We start from the raw sequence: 15,673 nt of genomic DNA, 5'->3' as shown, positions 1-15,673 counted from the left end.
ACCGTCGGATCAGCGTTACCGGATCGAGGATCCGATGGAGATGCCGCCGTCCACGTCCAGGACGACGCCGGTGATGTAGCCGGCGGGTTCGCTGGCGAGGAAGGCCGCGGCTTCGGCGATGTCCTCTGGCCTGCCGGTGTGGCGCATCGGGATCTTGTTCGTGAGTTTGTCGCGTGCGGGGCCGTTCATGGAGGCGAGCATGGGGGTGTCGATGAGTCCGGGGGCGATGGCGTTGGCGGTGATGCCGTGGCGGGCGCCTTCGAGCGCGAGGGTGCGGGTCATGCCGACGATCCCCGCCTTGGCGGCCACGTAGTTGGTCTGGCCGAAGTTCCCGCGCCATGACATGGAGGAGAAGCTGACGATACGTCCGTAGCCCTGGCGTTTCATCGGGCCGAACGCGGCGCGGGCGCAGTGGAAGCCGCCGGTGAGGCTGACGTCGACGACGGCGTGCCAGTCCTCGTCGGTGATGTCCTCGACGCGGTTGTCACGGATGATGCCGGCGTTGTTGACCAGCACGTCGAGGCGGCCGGGTCCGGCGGTGACGCGGTCGATCCAGGCATTGACCTGGACGGAGTCGGTCACGTCCACCACGTCGGTGCGCAGTTTCGCGTCGCGGGCATCGGTGATGGTCTGGGCGGCGTGGGTGAGGGCCTGTTCGTTGACGTCGGCCAGGGCGACCGTGGCGCCCTCCGCTGCGAACCGGGTCGCCATGGCGAGGCCGAGGCCCTGTGCGGCCCCGGTGATGGCGACGACGCGTCCGTGGTAGCGATTCACTTGTTGTCTGCTTTCGTGGTGTGGGGAGCGAGGAAATCCCGCAGGGCGTCGGCCACCGAACTCGCCGACCAGTTGTCGGCGAACGTGGCCAGTTCCTCGCGCAGGGCCTGCTCGGGGGCTATGCCGTCGATCCGGTGCAGCAGTGTCTTGAGCCCTTGCTGAGCAGGGCTGTGGCGGTCGGCCAGTTGGTGGCAGATGCGGGTGGCGGCGGCGTTGAGGTCCGCCTCGGGCACGATCGCGCGGATCCAGCCGGTGTGCTCGAAGGCGGTCGCGGGCAGGAGTTCGCCGGTGAGCAGGAGCCAGCGCGACAGACCGCGTCCGACCGCATCGGGCAGCCGGACGCTCGACCCACCTGCCGGCACCAGGCGCCGCTTGAGGTGGCCGTCGCCGATGAGCGTGGTATCGGCGGCCACGACGACATCGCAGGCCAGTGCCAGTTCGAGGCCCCCGGCGACAGCGTGACCGTGCAGCACGGCGACCCATGGTTTCGGGCTGGCCGCGATGCGACTGAAGCAGGCCGACACGTCGGTCAGGAAGTCGACCGGGTTGTTGCCGTGGTCGTGCAGTTGGAGGAACTGGTGGAAGTCTCCGCCGGCACAGAAGCTCGGTCCCTTGCCAGCCACGGCGATGACCGCTGTGGCAGGGTCGGCCTCGGCGCTGGTGATCTGCTTGTCCAGGGCTTCTATGAGGGTGGTGTCAAGGGCGTTGCGCCGCTCGGGGCGGTTGAGCAGCAGCCACCGGACGGGACCGCGTTGTTCGACGAGCAGAGGTTCGGGGTCGGTCAACGTGGCTCCGAGGTGGCGAGTTCGGTGCGTCGGCGGTTGCGCAGCAGGTAGCGCTGGGTCTTGCCGCTGGGGGTCTTGGGCAGGGCGTCGATGAAGTGGATCCGACGGGGGTAGGCGTGGGCGGCGTAGCGGGTCTTGACCAGCAGTTGGAGTTCGGTGGCCAGTTCTGGCGAGGCGTCGTGGCCGTCGCGCAGGACGACGTATGCCTCGATGACCTCGCCGCGGACCTCGTCGGGTGCGCCGATGACACTGCACTCGGCGACCGCGGGATGCTGGGCGAGGACGCTCTCGATCTCGAACGGGCCGATCCGGTAGCCGGCCATGATGATGACGTCGTCGTCGCGGGAGGAGAAGAAGAAGTCGGCGTCGTCGTCGACCCGCCCGGCGTCGCCCGTCAGGTAATAGCGGCCGTCCGCAGTGAACTTAGAGCCGCTCTGGCCGGGGATCTGGTAGTCGCGGAAGGTCATCAGCGGACTCGCCGGGACATCGATCGCGACTCGGCCGAGGACGCCCGGCTCGGCGGGCTCGTCCTTCTCGTCGCCCAGGACGGTCAGGCTCCAGCCGGGTACCGGCCGGCCCATGGACCCCGTCTTGAGGGGGCGGGTGAGTTCGGGGTGGTGGTGGTTGGCCAGGGGCATGCCGACCTCGGTCTGCCCGAAGTGGTCGTGTACGGCCAGACCGAGCACAGTGCTGGCCCACTCGTTGACCTCAGGGGTCAGGGGCTCGCCCGCGCTGGACGCCCGTTGCAGCCGCAGGCCCTGGGGCACCGGCACCGAGGAGGAGCGCAGTCCCCGGTACACGGTGGGGGCGGCAGCGAAGTCGGTGACCTGGTGGTCGACGAGGGTGCGCCATGTCGTCTCGGCGGAGAAGCCGCCGGACAGCAGCAGGCTCGGGATCCCGGCGGCCATCGGAGCGACGATGGCGGAGTACAGCCCGTAGGCCCAGCCCGGGTCGGCAGCGCACCAGTAGCTGCTGTCCCGGGTGACGCCAAGGCCGTACTCCAGGTAGATCTGCCACCCCGCGATGTAGGAGACGGGGTGGATGACCCCTTTGGGCTTGCCGGTGGTGCCGGAGGTGAACATGTGCACCAGGGGGCCGTCGCCGCTCGTGGTGACGGCGGGCACCGGCTCCGGCGACGCGGCTGCGATGAGGTCGGCCAGCGAGGTGTCACCGGGTGAGGCGGCGTTTCCGGTGACGATGATGCGGCGCTGTGGGTCGTCCGGCATGTCGGGGCCCGGGTCGAGTTTGTGGCGCTGGCCCGGCTCGACGACCACTACGTGCGCACCCGCTCCCTCCAGACGCAGGGCGATGGCCTGGGGCGCGAAGGCGGTGAAGAGCGGGACGTAGACCGCGCCGAGCCGCCAGATCGCCAGGATGACGGTGACCAGGTCGGAGCTCTTGCCCATCAGGGTCGCCACCCGGTCACCCGGGCCGATCCCGAGTTCTTGCAGCGCCCGCGCATGGCGATGCGAGTTCTCTGCGAGCTCGCCGTAGGTGAGCTCGGAACTTTCACCGGTGCCGTCGGCGACAATGAACGCGACGCGGTCGGCAGGGTGTTGGTCGCACAGCAGCCGGGCCACGCTTAGCGACGGCGCCGCGAATGTCGCGGTCAGTTCGGCGACGCGGTCGGCGGCGCTCATCGCTGGTCCTTGCGGTCGATGATCGGCAGGACCAGGCGGCTGGGGTGGTTCGGACCGTGATGGATGTGGTTGATCGCGGGGATCATCTGTTCCTCGCTCTCACGGGCGATGACGCCGCCGGTGTTGGTGTTGCGGTCGTAGCGGGGGAAGTTGCTGCTGGAGACGTCCACGCGGATGCGGTGTCCGGGCAGGAACACATTCGAGGTGGCCGTCATGTCGACGGTGATCTCGTAGACCGTGCCGGGTTCCATCAGCTCTTCCGTGGCGAGGCCGCCCCGGTAGCGGGCGCGCAGGATCCCGTCACACAGGTTGATCGCCCTGCCGTCGGGGAACACGTCGACGAGCTTGGCGGTGAAGTCGGTATCCACAGCCGACGAGGAGACGAACAGGGTCAGGCTGACCGGGCCGGTGACCTCGACAGCCTCGTCGAGTACGGGGGTGGCGAAACACAGCACGTCGTCGCGACTGGTGACGGCCCGTTGGTCGACCGGGCCGCAGAACCCCGGTGTCGTCGGCATGGACGCCCCACCGGCCGAGGGAACAGGGCGGCGCGGGTCGTAGAGGTAGGTGTCGCGCTCGACGACAGCCGGCGGTTCGGTGGTCAAAACGCCGTCGCCGTCCGCGGTATTGGCGTGACCGGCGCTGGTGAGGTGGAAGTCGGTCCACCGCGTGTCGGGCAGCGGCCACTCCTGCTCGTCGCGCCACTGGTCGAGACCCATCACGAAGATCTTCACCGGCGCCACGCCGTCCAGAGCGGTGGTGTCGCCGCGGAGCCAGCGGTCGAAGAACTTCACATGCAGGCCGGTCAGGTCCATCATCTGTGTACTGGCCAGCGGGCCGAAGGAGCGGTCCGGATAGACGCCACTCGCGGACAGGTGGTCCCACGGGCCGATGACCAGCCGCTGCCCCTCGCGTGCCTGCGCGCTGCCTGCCTTCTGGCGGGCGGTGGTGTAGGTGCGCACGGTCTGGCCGATGTAGAGGTCGTACCAGCCGCCGATGTTGAGCGCCGGGACGGTGACGTTCTTGAGTTCGGGCGTGAGCTCCATCGCATCCCAGTACTCGTCGTGGGAAGGGTGGGCCATCCAGTCGTCCCACCACTTCCCGTACGCCTTGAGGACCGGAACCTCAGCCGTCGGCAGCACCTCGTTGAGCGACTCGGCGGACAGCAGCGCCTGACCGAGCTGCTGCACCTGGGCCAGGGTGCCCTCGCCGGCCGCCAGAGACCGCTGAGCGTCGGCCGTGTACATCATGGCGTTCCACAGCGTGACCAGGCTCAGCGAGAGCGCACCGCCCGCGGAGTACCAGGGCGCCTCATAGTTGTCGATCGAGGTGACGGCCGGCGCGATCGCCTTGAGGGCGGGGGCACCGGCCACGGCGGTCTCCCACTGGACCATCCCGAGGTAGGACCCTCCGTACATGCCCACCGTGCCGTCCGACCACGGCTGCTCGGCGATCCAAGCGACGGTGTCCTCGCCGTCGGCCCGGTCGGCCATATGCGGAACGAACTCACCTTCCGAGCGGTGGGTGCCCCGGCAGTCCTGCACCACCACCGCGTAGCCGGCCTCCACCAACGCCAGGAGGCTGGGCATTGGGGTGCCCGCCGAGACGTCGCCCATCACGTCCTTGCCGTACGGGAGGCGCACGAGCAGCGTCGGAGCCGTCCCCTCCGCTGGATGCCACACGTTGGCGGCGAGGGCTACGCCGTCACGCATGGGAACCCGTACGTCTATGTCGTATATGTGGTGCATCGGTGCTCCTCGTTGAGCGACGACGTTGCGTCCGGGTACGTTAAGAGGTACGTGCGTACCCTGTCAATTACCAGCCGGAAGGCTGACCTCGCGTTATCCACCTGCCTGAGTTCCCCCTGAGGGCGCCGACGGCGGATTGGGCCGACGACGGATCCGCTAGGTGGGGCCTAAGGCAGAGTCGGCGCGCCATGGGGCCGCCAACGCCGCGCCACCAGCGCATCAAGGAGGGGACCCGGCGCTCTGCAGGGTGAGGAGGTCTCCGGCTACCCGCACGGCGGTTTTCCGGACCAGCCTTCGTATGACTCGACCTGCGTGCGGCACGCCGACCCGGCCGGGCGCGTGGCTGCGCGGCTCTCCTGGGAACGGCGGGGTACTCGGCTTGGGCGATGTGTTCGCCGGACTCATCGACCACAGAGGGCCCGGCGCGTCCTGATGCGCCACAGTGCGCCCTTCTCCGCGCTTCCGAAGGATCGGTCGGCCGAGGGTTTCAGGTGGTGCCCCGCAGAGCGCAGAGTGGAGTAGTCATCAGGACCGTGCGGTTGCGTTCAGCGCCGTGGCGCACGCACCGGCCGGCCCCTCTCTCCGGTTCTCTGCGCCGTTCACAGACGTCATCACCGTCATCCGGCGCGGAATCGACTACACCACCCCATTGAGCTGCGGAGTGCGAACTCCGCAATGTCGCGGGACACGACCCCGGAGATCCGGCAGCGTCATCGTCAGCCGGTAGAGCGGAACCTTCTGTCTGCTGACCGAGGATCTTCACCGCTTTGCTGATGGCGGGCGCCCTGGTGGGAGGTCATCGCCTCCGCCGCAGGACGCCACGGAGCCAACATACCGATTTTGGCGACTTTGCCCACCGGAGCAACAGATCGGCGGGCTCTCCCATCGCTTCCGGTCAGGCCGGAGGCACCACGGGCAGGGTGATGCGGGAGGGTCGGATGGGGTCGTGGAAGACCTGCTGGCGGGCTGTTCGGGGTGTGGTCGCGGTCTGTTCGGGTTCGCCTGTGTTGAGGTTGCGGTCCCAGCGGGGGAAGTTGCTGGAGGTGATCTGTACCCGTATGCGGTGCCCTGCTCGGAAGACGATGCTGGTCGACCACAGGTCCACGACGTGCTCGGCCGCCTCGCCGGGTGTCGCCGCGCGCACGCGCACGATGCCGTCGGTGACGTTGCGGGAGACGCCGTTCTCGTCGACGTCGCACAGGCGGGCCACCCAGTCGGTGGAGGGGCCATCGGTGGCGGCGTAGAGAATCGCCTTGACGCGGCCGGTCACCTCGGTGTCCTCGGTGAGCGGTTCGGTGGTGAAGCCCACGACGTCGTCGCGCGCCTCCACGGCCGCCTGGTCGAGCGGCCCGGGACGGAACTCGTCGGTCCCGAGGAGCCCACCGCCCATGAGGATGGCGCCGCCCGTGGTGGGCACCGGGTTCATGGGGTCATAGGTGAATTCCTCGGGCTGCTCCGGGGTGGACGGCGGCTCCTGCGTCAGGCGTCCGTCGGCGCGCAGGTGGAAGTCCGTGTCCACGGCCCGGGACAGGGGCCATTCCGTCTCCTCGCGCCACTGGTTGATCCCCATGACGAACAGCAGCACCCTGCCCGTGTCCGGCTCCAGTGGTTCGCCGTCGCCGATCGTGCGCCGGAACCAGTCGTACTGCAGGTCGTGCAGGCGTCCCCGCATGCCCATGAAGTCGGAATTGCCGCCGAACCCGAAGTTGACGTCACCTACCACGTGCCGCCAGTTGGTGTGGGTCCACGGGCCCATGACCAGCGTGGCCGGTCGGCCGGCGCGGCGCATCGCGGTGAAGTTGTCGAGCGTGCCCTGGCTGAAGATGTCGAACCAGCCGCCGACCTGGAAAGTGGGCAGATCGACCTCGCCGTGCCGGCCTGCGACCCGGGCGGACGCCGCCCACTCGGGCTCTCGCCGGGACCGCTCGTAGCCCAGCTCGGGCAGGCCGTGCCGGGCGAACGCGGGAAACCGCCCGGCCGGCAGCTCCCCGTAACCGCCGTCCGCCAGGCCGTCGAAATCCTGCAGGAGCCCGGTGATACCGGTCACGAGCCCGTCGAGGTCGGTGGCGTGTCGGCGCATCAGGGTGTCGGCGCCCTGCAGGAGGGACCAGGGCACGCTGATGCCGAGTTCGATGGCGCCGCCGCGTGTCCACAGCCCGTCGTCCGGTTCGGACCACGTGATCATCGGCGCGATGGCCTTCAGCTCCGGCGGCTTGGACAGCGCCGCCATCCACTGCGTGTTGCGAAGTAGCTGCCGCCGATCATACCGACCGAGCCGTTGGAGCCGGGGAGGGCGGCGGCCCAGCGGACGGTGTCGTAGCCGTCGCTCTCCTCGTACGTCCAAGGCTGCCACTCACCGTCGGAGGCGAACCGGCCGCGGGTGTCCTGGATGACGACCATGAAACCGTTCCGGGCAGCCGCCAGGGGGTCGAGCACGACGCCCATCATGGGGGTCTGCTTGCCGTACGGCAGCCTGCTCAGCAGCACCGGCCACGGCCCCGTGCCCCCGGGCCGGTAGACATCGGCCCGCAGCACGGTGCCGTCACGCATCTGGGCCGGGACATCGAGCTCGATCTGGATCTCTGCCATGTATTGCTCCTTTGCGTACCACGACGCTGTCACGCGTCATGGTCGAACAGGGTCCCCTCGGGCACTACACCCGAACAGGGGTGGCCACGGCACTCTCGGGCGGTCAGGTCACCGAGTTCAGCAGGCCGGCCAGCACGTCTGGCCGTTCGAGGGCGATGAAGTGCCCCGCTCCCGGCACCTGTGTGAAGTCGGCGGTCGGCAGCATCTTCTTGTTGGCTTCTCGGTCGGAGGGGCGAGACCAGTCTTTCTCGCCGTAGACGAGGTGGACGGGGGCCTTGACCTCGGGGTAGCGGGAGCGGGCCGCGATGAGGCTGGGAAGGGCCTGGTACACGCCACGGGCGACGGTCGGGTAGCCGGGGCGGCGGCCCACCTGGAGGAGTTCGTCCAGGTAGTCCTCCCGCAGTGCGCTCCTGTCGCCGAGGCCGCCCTGGAGGATCTTGCTGAGGGCGGGCTTGGGCTCCACCCCGGCGATCACCGGACCCACTCCGGGCGCGAGGACACCACTGACCACTACGCGGGCGAGGAGGCTGGAGCGGGCGATTCCGCCGCGGAAGTCGTAGGCATTGACCGGGACGACGCGCCGGACGCGCTCGGGGAGATCGGCCGCGGTGGTCAGGGCGAGCACCCCGCCCATGGACTCGCCGACCAACGTGACGTCGTGGAGGTCGAGTTCGGTCAGCAGCCGTTTGACGCCCGCGCGCATGGCCGGCTCGTCGTACGAGGCACCGGGCACGATCTCGGAGTGGCCCATCCCGGGCAGGTCGAGGGCGTACACCGTGTAGTGGTCGGCGATCAGCGGGATGAGGTGGCGGAAGTGCTCGGCCTGGGTGCGCACGGTGTGCAGCAGGACCAGGGGGGCGCCGGTGCCCGCCTTGAGGTAGCGCAGGGTTCCCTCGCGGCCGTCGGATCCTGCGCGTGGGGCGATGGTGTGGCTGGTGGTCCCTGGGATGTAAATCGTGGGACGTGGCTCGTGGGTGGGCATGTCGCCGACTCCTTGGTGCGAAGGGGGTCACTTGGCCAGCTGGGGGTACAGGGCGGTGAGGTCGCCGGCCAGGCCCGCCTTGACCTGCCGGGAGATGTCGTCGGCGAGGACCTCGTGGGCGCCGGCCTCGATGCCGTCGAGGGCGAGTGCGGCCACGTCACGGGGGTCGGACTTGGGGGCGTCGACGCCTGTCGTCAGGTCGGTGTCGACGTAGCCGACGTGCAGTCCGGTGACGGCGATGCCGCGCGGCTGCAGCTCCAGGCGCAGGGAGTTGGTCTGCGACCACAGGGCGGCCTTGGATGCGCTGTAGGAGCCGCTGAGCGCGATCCAGGAGAGCACGGAGTGCACGTTGAGGAGGTGGCCGCCGCCGTTGCGCTCGATGACCGGCACGAAGGCCCGGGCGACGAGGAGCGGGCCGTAGAAGTTGGTCTCGAACTCCCGGCGCACGTCGTCGACCGGGGAGTCGAGGAAGGAGGCGCCGACCGAGGCACCGGCGTTGTTGATCAGCACGGTGACGTCCTGGGCCTGTGCGGCGGCCGCGGCCACCGAGGCCGGGTCGGTGACCTCCAACGCCACCGGGACCGCGTCGGGGTGCGTCACGGTGCGCGGGTCGCGGGCGGTGGCGTAGACCTTGCCGGCGCCGCGCGCGTACAACTCCTCCACCAGGGCCTTGCCGATGCCCCGGCTGCCGCCGGTGACGAAGACGTGCGCGTCCTTCAAAGCGGTCATGACTGTCTCCACAGACTGAGAAACCGGTCAGTTTCCATGAGGGTAAACTGACCGGTTTCCAGGTGCAAGCCCCTCAGCGTCCCGGCTTCAGCGGGAGGTGCCGTACCCGTGGATCCCTGGGATGACGAGCTCTCCACCTGTCTGTCCGGCCTGGTCGATGTCGGCGTCGTCCAAGCTGAGTTGAAGCTTGACGCCGAATTCCCCGAGCGTGTCGTAGAGCCACTCCGGGACGGTGTCGGGGGTGAGGTGGAGGCGGAGGGCCGGGGGTAGGGGGATGCCCTCGACGCCGGAGAGGGTGCCCGTCAGGCTTTCGACGTACATGGTGATGCGGTGGCCTCGCAGCGCGGACGTCGAACCAGGCACTCCGTCGATGTGCTGGATCTGAGGGCCGACGGGTACCGCCATGTTCAGGTCGCGGATCGTGACGGCCGCCGCGGAGAACTTGAGCACCCGCTTGGGCCCGGCGGCCGTGTCCACGGTCACCACGCCGCCGAAGATGAGGTCGTGCAGTTCGAGGTGGCTGCCCTTCATGTTCCAGGACTCGGCGGCGAATCGGCCGGCACTCATCTCCTCGGGTGCCTTGAGGTCGCTGATGTCGCAGGTGCGGGCGCCTGAGTGGGGCGACTCGGTGGGCCCTGGCGTGGGTGATGGGGCCATGGTCTGGTGGCTGGAGGTGGGTGATGCGTGAGGCGCTGGTGGCGGTGGGTCGGATGGTTCCGTGGCCTCGGGCGTCGGAGCGGCCAGGCTCATTGAGGGGCCCGTGTCGGGTGCCGGACTTCGCTGTCCGGTGTCGCCGCCCAAGAGGGCGCCGAGGATACCCGCGAGGCTGCTGGAGGCGGCACTCGCGCTCGGTGAGGGGGGCGGAGCGGACGGCGGAGCCGGGATGTGTGTCGCTCCCTCGTCGGCCACGTGATCCGGCGGCTTGATGGAAGTGTCTCCGCTGGGGGTGCCGGGCGCGCGGGGAGCGGTGGACGGAGTGGGTGCCGTGGCCGGGGATGCCGTGTCGTCGGGACGGGCGCAGTCGACACCGTCGGTGGTCCCTTGTTCGGGAGCGGAGTGAGCCGCGGTGGCACTCGTGTCCACGGCGGACACGCGCTGACTCCCCAGGACCAGTGCAGTCGGCAGCGCGGTCAATGCGAGAGCCTTTCCCAGCGGCAGGCGCAGGCGGGTCAGCGCGGGCGTACGAGGAAGGGCGTGGCGGCCTCTCGGAGGCCGGACGAAGAGGGGTGCTACGGCCTCGCCGGCGTCGGGTGACTGGTCGGACTGGTCAACCATTGCCCGGCTCTCCCTCCGCGCCGACGGTGTCGCCAGGTGTGTCCTCGTCCACCGGACCCCAGGCCAGGGCGAGCAGTCCGCCCGTGGCCGCGAACAGGGTGCCGAAGAGGAATCCGCCGAAGTTGGAGATGGGGAGCGACAGCACGCCGAGGAAGACGGCGACGCAGCCCGCGAAGAACCTGATGATCGGCTGGAACCAGAGAAGTCCGCCGAGGACGATCAGCGTCAGGCCGATGGCCAGGGATCCCGCCCCCGCGGTGGTGGACATCGCCACGGACAGGCCGCCCAGGGAGAGGTTGAAGTACGGGAAGTAGATGATCGGCGCGGCGGCCAGTAGCACCAGCAGACCCGCCCAGAAGGGGCGGGTGCGCCGCCAGGCGCGGAAGTTACGGCGAGCGCGGGCGAAGCCGTCGTCACTGTGGGGGCGCGCGGGCGCGTCGGCGCTCGTCATGTGGTAGCTCCCAGATCGTTGCGGGGGGAGAGGGGAGGGCAGGAGTGAGGTCAGAAGCAGTCGTGGCGGCCTGCCACGATGTTCATGTGCAGGCCTGACAGTTCGAACGTGCCCGCGGTCGTGGCCCAGACCGTCTGATGGGCGTCGATGATCTCGACCTTGTCCGCCTGCTGGGCGTACCCGTTGGGATCGATGTGGTCCTTCGGGTTGACCTGACCCTTGGTCATGGCGCCGGTGGCGACACCGATGTCGACGTTGGTGAAGGTGCCCTTCTTGGCCTTGAGGTCGGTCATGTCGATGTACAGGTCCTTGGCGTGGACCGGCGTGCCTGACCCTCCGGCCTTGAGCGTCATGGTGTAAGTCCCGAGCACGGGAATGTCCACCGGCACGGACTGGCACATGTCGGTGACCTGCGCGTCCTTGATGGACGACACGGCGACGGGCACGTGCTTGCCGTTCTTGGCGACGTCCACCGTGGCGTAGTTGCCGAACCCGGTGCCGCTCAGCTTCCCGGCCGAGACCTTGAAATCGGAACCGGAGATGCTGAATGAAGCGGCCAGCGCGCCCTGGGCCATGGAGACGGCGACCGCCGCCGTGGCGGCCACCGTCGGCACCGCACCGACGGCGAATCGCTTCCAGTGGATCTTGCCGATGCGCTGGGACATGGTGAGTTTCTCCATTGTCGAGGCGTACGTCGAGCCGTACGAGGTGGGTTGAGGCCGGGTGCGAAGGAGTGCACGCCGGAGAGGCACTCGATAGCTCCGCTACCGAGTGCCTGATAGTGGCACTATCGGACTGGGCGGGGCAACCCCCGGTAACGCGATACTGGAAGGACAGTTGAGCGTGAGGGAGCGCATGAGGATTTCGGAGCTCAGCCGACGGTCCGGGGTGCCGGTGGCGACCATCAAGTACTACCGACGGGAGGGGCTGCTCGCCGAAGGGCGCGCACTGAACCCGACCACGGTCGAGTACGAGGAGGAGCACCTTCAGCGCCTCCGTCTGATTCGTTCCCTCATCCAGCTCGGCGGGCTGTCCGTCGCCCGCACCCGGGAAGTACTCGAAGCGGTCGAGCAGCCGCTGGACGCATTCGAGACCCTGGCGGTCGTCCATCACGCCCTGCCCGTTCCTTCCGTGGAGACGAGCGCGAAGGGCGGCGAGGATCCCCAGGACGCCGCCGACGAGGGGGCGTCCGTCACGGCCCTGGCGAGGGTCGAGGCGCTCATCGAGAACATGGGCTGGCGGATCTCGGACGCCTCACCGCACCGTCCGGCGCTCGCCGAGAGCCTTGCGGCACTGAGCCGCCTCGGCACCGACTACACGGCCGCCGACCTCATCCCCTATGCACGGCTCGCCACCTTCACCGCGGACCTGGACTTCGCGCAGCTCGACGGGATCGATGACCAGATCGCCCTCGCCGAACGGGCGGTGGTCCTCAGTGTGCTGTTCGAGCCGGTCGTCAGGCTGCTGCGGCGCCTGGCCCAGGAGGACGCGAACCATCGCCGCCACGATCGCCATGCGTGCGCACGCGGAGACCGGCCTGCGAGATAAGACCTCATCAGCACCCGCACCTCGCTCGCGGTCGTCCGGTCTTCGACGCCGTACGTCGCGGGCAACTTGCCGGGCAGGTCGGTCCTGCGTCCGACCCCCGAGGTCATCGCGCTGTCCGTGGCAGGAACGGCTCACGGCCTGGTTTCCCTCATGGTGTCGCCGGGGCTTGGTCACCGACGCCTACAAGTGGGCGTTGCGGGCGCTGGTGGTGGGACGTCGGGGAGTCGGCTGCGGGGTTCACGGGGTGGCGGTCCCGGCCGGAACGTGCGGGACGCGATGCCCTGTGCGGCAGGGTGCCGCCCGGGGCATCGGCGCCCCCTGGGGCGGCCCCCCTGAGGTGGCCCTCACTGGGTTGAGCGGGGCCGGACGCCCTGTCGTCGACGGCGCGGACGAACGTCGACTGCAAGGCGTGCCTCGAAGAGGGGCAGGCCGAGGCCGACCCGTAGTTCGGGCTTGCGCGAAAAAACCGATCAGTTTACGGTGGGGAGACTGATCGGTTTCTCGCTGTGCAGGCGAGCCTACGAACCAGAAACACCAGGAGTATCGGATGACTGCCGTGCGTGACGCCGAGGGGCAACCGACGGCTCCGGCTCCTAGGCTTCCGGCGAAGCTGGCCGCCCATCCTTCGGTTCAGGCCGTGCTCGCCCGGCGCAGGGCCGGTGACGGGACACGCCCGCCGGCGGTGATCGAGGCGGCCTGGCTGCGTGAGCTGTGCCTGGCGGCCGGGGCGGACGACGCCGCCGCGGTCAGCCTGGACCATCCCGACCTGGCCGGCGAGCGTGAGTACGCGCAGTCCGCGCTGCCCGGCACCCGCACCCTGATCGCGATGGCGGTCCGGATGAACCGCGACAACTGCCGCTCCCCGGCCCGCAGCGTGGCCAACCAGGAGTTCCACCAGGCCGACGAACAGGCCAACCATGCCGCCCGCAGCGTCACTCGGGCGCTTCAGGACGCCGGCTACCGCGCGCTCAATCCGTCGGTCGGTTTCCCCCAGGAGATGGACCGCTTTCCCAGGGAACGCATCTGGGTGGTGGCGCACAAGACGGTCGCGGTGGCCGCCGGGCTCGGTGTGATGGGCCTGCACCGCAATGTCATCCACCCGAAGTTCGGCAGCTTCGTCCTGCTCGTGACGGTCCTGGTGGACGCGGAGGTGAGCGAGTACGGGCAGGCGCTGGACTACAACCCGTGCATCGACTGCAAGTTGTGCGTCGCCGCCTGCCCGGTCGGCGCCATCGCCAAGGACGGCGCCTTCGACGCTCTGGCCTGTACCACGCACAACTACCGCGAGTTCATGAGCGGGTTCACCGACTGGGCGCAGACCGTGGCCGACAGCGAGGACGCGGCCGACTACCGCTCACGGGTGAGCGATTCCGAGAGCGCCTCCATGTGGCAGAGCCTGAGCTCGCCTCCCGGCTACAAGTCCGGCTACTGCGTGGCTGTCTGCCCCGCCGGTGAGGACGTCCTGGGCCCGTACCTGGACGACCGCAAGACGTTCATGGACACCGTGCTGCGGCCGCTTCAGGACAAGAAGGAAACCCTGTACGTGCTGCCGGGCTCCCACGCGCAGGAGTACGCCCGGCGCCGCTTTCCCCACAAGCCCGTCAAGGAAGTCACCGGTGGCTGGCAGCCCCCGGCGAAGCGTTCAGCGTCCATCGATCGAGAGGCACGTACGTCATGAGTGGCACTCACCCCTTCCGGGCGCTGCGCGCCAGACCTCTGTGGATCGCGAACGGCGTCATAACGGGGGTGCTGGCGCTGCTGTTCGCCGTGTTCTACGTCGGTGCCAACATCGACCCGGTCGGCCACATGAAGGAGCTGCCGGTCGGACTGGTCAATGCCGACACGGGAACCGCTGCCGGTGGCAAGCAGGTCAACCTCGGGGCTCAGATCACCGAGGCGGTCAAAAGGTCGACCGCGAGCGGGGACAAGATCGACTGGAAGGTGATGGGCGAGAAGCAAATGAAGGAGGAGCTGGGCGAAGGCAAGCTGTTCGGCGCGCTCGTCGTACCCGCCGACTTCACCTCCTCCATCACCGCCCTGACGGGCACGGCGCCCACCGGTACCCCGGTCCGCCCGACACTTACGGTTCTGACCAACCAGTCGGCCGGCAGCCTGGGCTCCGGTCTGGCCCGGACGGCGACGACCCAGGCGGCAGCCAACGCCTCGCTGCAGGTGGGCAAGGAGTTGATCGCTCATGCGGGGCCTGTGCAGGCCAAGCTGCCCGCCGCGGCCCGCCTCCTGCTGGCCGACCCGGCCACCGTGACGGTCGAGGACGGCCACCCGCTCGACTCCCACAGCGGCCTGGGCCTGACGGCGTTCTACTACGCGCTCACCCTCGTGGTCGTCGGCATGCTCTCCGCCAACGTCATCAGCGGCCAGGTCGACCACGCCCTTGGATACACCCACAACGACATGGGCCCACTACGTCTGCACCGTCCGCTCATCAGGGCGACCCGGGTCCAGACCCTCGCCATCAGCAGCACCGTCCTGGCCGGACTGTCCCTGCTGATGGGCACCCTGGTCATGGCCGGCGCGGTCGGCATCATGGGCATGGATGCCTCCCACCTTGCCCTGCTGTGGCTGTACTCGGTCTGTGCCATAGCGGTCTCCGGGATCGGCGCGCTCACCCTCCTCGCGGTCTTCGGCACGCCCGGCATGCTGGTGGTCACGCTGGTCTTCATCGGGATGGCGGTGCCGACCGCCGGGGCCACCACCCCGATCGAGGCGCTGCCCGGCTTCTACCGGTTCCTCGCGGAGTTCGAGCCGCTGCGGCAGATCACCGGCGGCGTCCGCTCGATTCTGTATTACGGCGCCCAGGGCGACGCGGGTCTGACGCGGGGCTGGGTCATGATGGCGGCCGGCTTCATGGCGGCCGTGCTGTTCGGCTTCGGCGTACTGGGCTGGTACGACCGCAAGGGGCTGCACCGCATCCCGGCCGAGACGAAGGCCGAGAAGAACGCCGTACCGGCATAACGACAGGGTCACCCAGGACGGGCCATTACTCGGAGTGGCCCCCGGTGTGTGTCGCCCTGCCGGGAACGACAGGCTCGCACACCATCATGGCCCGGCGACGGCCCCTTCCCCAGGCCGTTGCCGGGCCTCTCCATGAGGACCCCTGAAACCGGTCGGTTTCCATTTCGCTGGTTCCGAGT

Annotated in this window: 12 protein-coding genes and 1 pseudogene; 3 read left to right on the top strand and 10 right to left on the bottom strand. The window is 69.2% G+C overall.

The genetic code is table 11. From position 1 onward, the window contains the following. Positions 1-15: 15 nt before the first annotated feature. From OHB00_RS06190 to OHB00_RS06145, 10 genes and pseudogenes are all read right to left on the bottom strand, one after another. Positions 16-774, bottom strand: a complete 759-nt coding sequence (locus OHB00_RS06190) for an SDR family oxidoreductase (RefSeq protein ID WP_406432050.1) — start codon at positions 772-774, stop codon at positions 16-18. Next, entirely contained in the window at positions 771-1,559 is a 789-nt protein-coding gene (locus tag OHB00_RS06185) for an enoyl-CoA hydratase/isomerase family protein (RefSeq protein WP_406432048.1), read from the bottom strand. The genes OHB00_RS06190 and OHB00_RS06185 overlap by 4 nt, the downstream gene beginning before the upstream one ends. Beyond that, positions 1,556-3,199: an AMP-binding protein gene (locus OHB00_RS06180; protein ID WP_406432046.1), complete on the bottom strand. Its 1,644-nt coding sequence runs from the start codon at positions 3,197-3,199 to the stop codon at positions 1,556-1,558. The genes OHB00_RS06185 and OHB00_RS06180 overlap by 4 nt, the downstream gene beginning before the upstream one ends. Beyond that, complete coding sequence (locus tag OHB00_RS06175; RefSeq protein WP_406432044.1) at positions 3,196-4,947, bottom strand: CocE/NonD family hydrolase; 1,752 nt, start codon at positions 4,945-4,947, stop codon at positions 3,196-3,198. The genes OHB00_RS06180 and OHB00_RS06175 overlap by 4 nt, the downstream gene beginning before the upstream one ends. Before the next feature lie 895 nt (positions 4,948-5,842). After that, a pseudogene (locus OHB00_RS06170) lies at positions 5,843-7,497 on the bottom strand (CocE/NonD family hydrolase). Between the two features lie 142 nt (positions 7,498-7,639). After that, the gene (locus OHB00_RS06165; protein ID WP_406432042.1) at positions 7,640-8,518 is read right to left on the bottom strand and encodes an alpha/beta fold hydrolase; all 879 of its coding nucleotides are present in this window, start codon (positions 8,516-8,518) and stop codon (positions 7,640-7,642) included. Positions 8,519-8,545: 27 nt separating this feature from the next. Beyond that, a complete protein-coding gene (locus tag OHB00_RS06160; protein WP_406432040.1) occupies positions 8,546-9,247 on the bottom strand; it encodes an SDR family oxidoreductase in 702 nt (233 codons plus the stop codon). Between the two features lie 87 nt (positions 9,248-9,334). Continuing rightward, positions 9,335-9,904, bottom strand: a complete 570-nt coding sequence (locus OHB00_RS06155; protein WP_406432038.1) for a hypothetical protein — start codon at positions 9,902-9,904, stop codon at positions 9,335-9,337. Between the two features lie 610 nt (positions 9,905-10,514). Continuing rightward, positions 10,515-10,973 (bottom strand): DUF6114 domain-containing protein, encoded by a 459-nt coding sequence (locus OHB00_RS06150; protein WP_406432036.1) that lies wholly within the window; start codon positions 10,971-10,973, stop codon positions 10,515-10,517. A gap of 50 nt (positions 10,974-11,023) precedes the next feature. Continuing rightward, positions 11,024-11,638: a DUF6230 family protein gene (locus OHB00_RS06145; protein ID WP_406432034.1), complete on the bottom strand. Its 615-nt coding sequence runs from the start codon at positions 11,636-11,638 to the stop codon at positions 11,024-11,026. Positions 11,639-11,828: 190 nt separating this feature from the next. Here OHB00_RS06145 and OHB00_RS06140 point away from each other — a divergent pair, with 190 nt between their 5' ends. The 3 genes from OHB00_RS06140 (at position 11,829) to OHB00_RS06130 (ending at position 15,494) form a co-directional block, all read left to right on the top strand. After that, a complete protein-coding gene (locus OHB00_RS06140; RefSeq protein WP_406432032.1) occupies positions 11,829-12,521 on the top strand; it encodes a MerR family transcriptional regulator in 693 nt (230 codons plus the stop codon). A gap of 547 nt (positions 12,522-13,068) precedes the next feature. Then, positions 13,069-14,199 (top strand): 4Fe-4S binding protein, encoded by a 1,131-nt coding sequence (locus tag OHB00_RS06135; protein ID WP_406432030.1) that lies wholly within the window; start codon positions 13,069-13,071, stop codon positions 14,197-14,199. Continuing rightward, a complete protein-coding gene (locus OHB00_RS06130; protein ID WP_406432028.1) occupies positions 14,196-15,494 on the top strand; it encodes a DUF3533 domain-containing protein in 1,299 nt (432 codons plus the stop codon). The genes OHB00_RS06135 and OHB00_RS06130 overlap by 4 nt, the downstream gene beginning before the upstream one ends. Positions 15,495-15,673 lie beyond the last annotated feature (179 nt).

This window comes from Streptomyces sp. NBC_00631 (assembly GCF_045206895.1).
In the GTDB taxonomy this organism is placed as follows: domain Bacteria; phylum Actinomycetota; class Actinomycetes; order Streptomycetales; family Streptomycetaceae; genus Streptomyces.
Note: the sequence above shows the minus strand (reverse complement) of the source record. Positions and strands in the feature narration are given on the sequence as shown.

What these genes read in the sequence shown, in the direction of transcription:
- OHB00_RS06145 (WP_406432034.1), bottom strand. Translation starts at nt 11,638, where the DNA reads ATGTCCCAGCGCATCGGCAAGATCCACTGGAAGCGATTCGCCGTCGGT.
- OHB00_RS06140 (WP_406432032.1), top strand. Translation starts at nt 11,829, where the DNA reads ATGAGGATTTCGGAGCTCAGCCGACGGTCCGGGGTGCCGGTGGCGACC.
- OHB00_RS06155 (WP_406432038.1), bottom strand. Translation starts at nt 9,904, where the DNA reads ATGGCCCCATCACCCACGCCAGGGCCCACCGAGTCGCCCCACTCAGGC.
- OHB00_RS06165 (WP_406432042.1), bottom strand. Translation starts at nt 8,518, where the DNA reads ATGCCCACCCACGAGCCACGTCCCACGATTTACATCCCAGGGACCACC.
- OHB00_RS06175 (WP_406432044.1), bottom strand. Translation starts at nt 4,947, where the DNA reads ATGCACCACATATACGACATAGACGTACGGGTTCCCATGCGTGACGGC.
- OHB00_RS06180 (WP_406432046.1), bottom strand. Translation starts at nt 3,199, where the DNA reads ATGAGCGCCGCCGACCGCGTCGCCGAACTGACCGCGACATTCGCGGCG.
- OHB00_RS06160 (WP_406432040.1), bottom strand. Translation starts at nt 9,247, where the DNA reads ATGACCGCTTTGAAGGACGCGCACGTCTTCGTCACCGGCGGCAGCCGG.
- OHB00_RS06130 (WP_406432028.1), top strand. Translation starts at nt 14,196, where the DNA reads ATGAGTGGCACTCACCCCTTCCGGGCGCTGCGCGCCAGACCTCTGTGG.
- OHB00_RS06135 (WP_406432030.1), top strand. Translation starts at nt 13,069, where the DNA reads ATGACTGCCGTGCGTGACGCCGAGGGGCAACCGACGGCTCCGGCTCCT.
- OHB00_RS06150 (WP_406432036.1), bottom strand. Translation starts at nt 10,973, where the DNA reads ATGACGAGCGCCGACGCGCCCGCGCGCCCCCACAGTGACGACGGCTTC.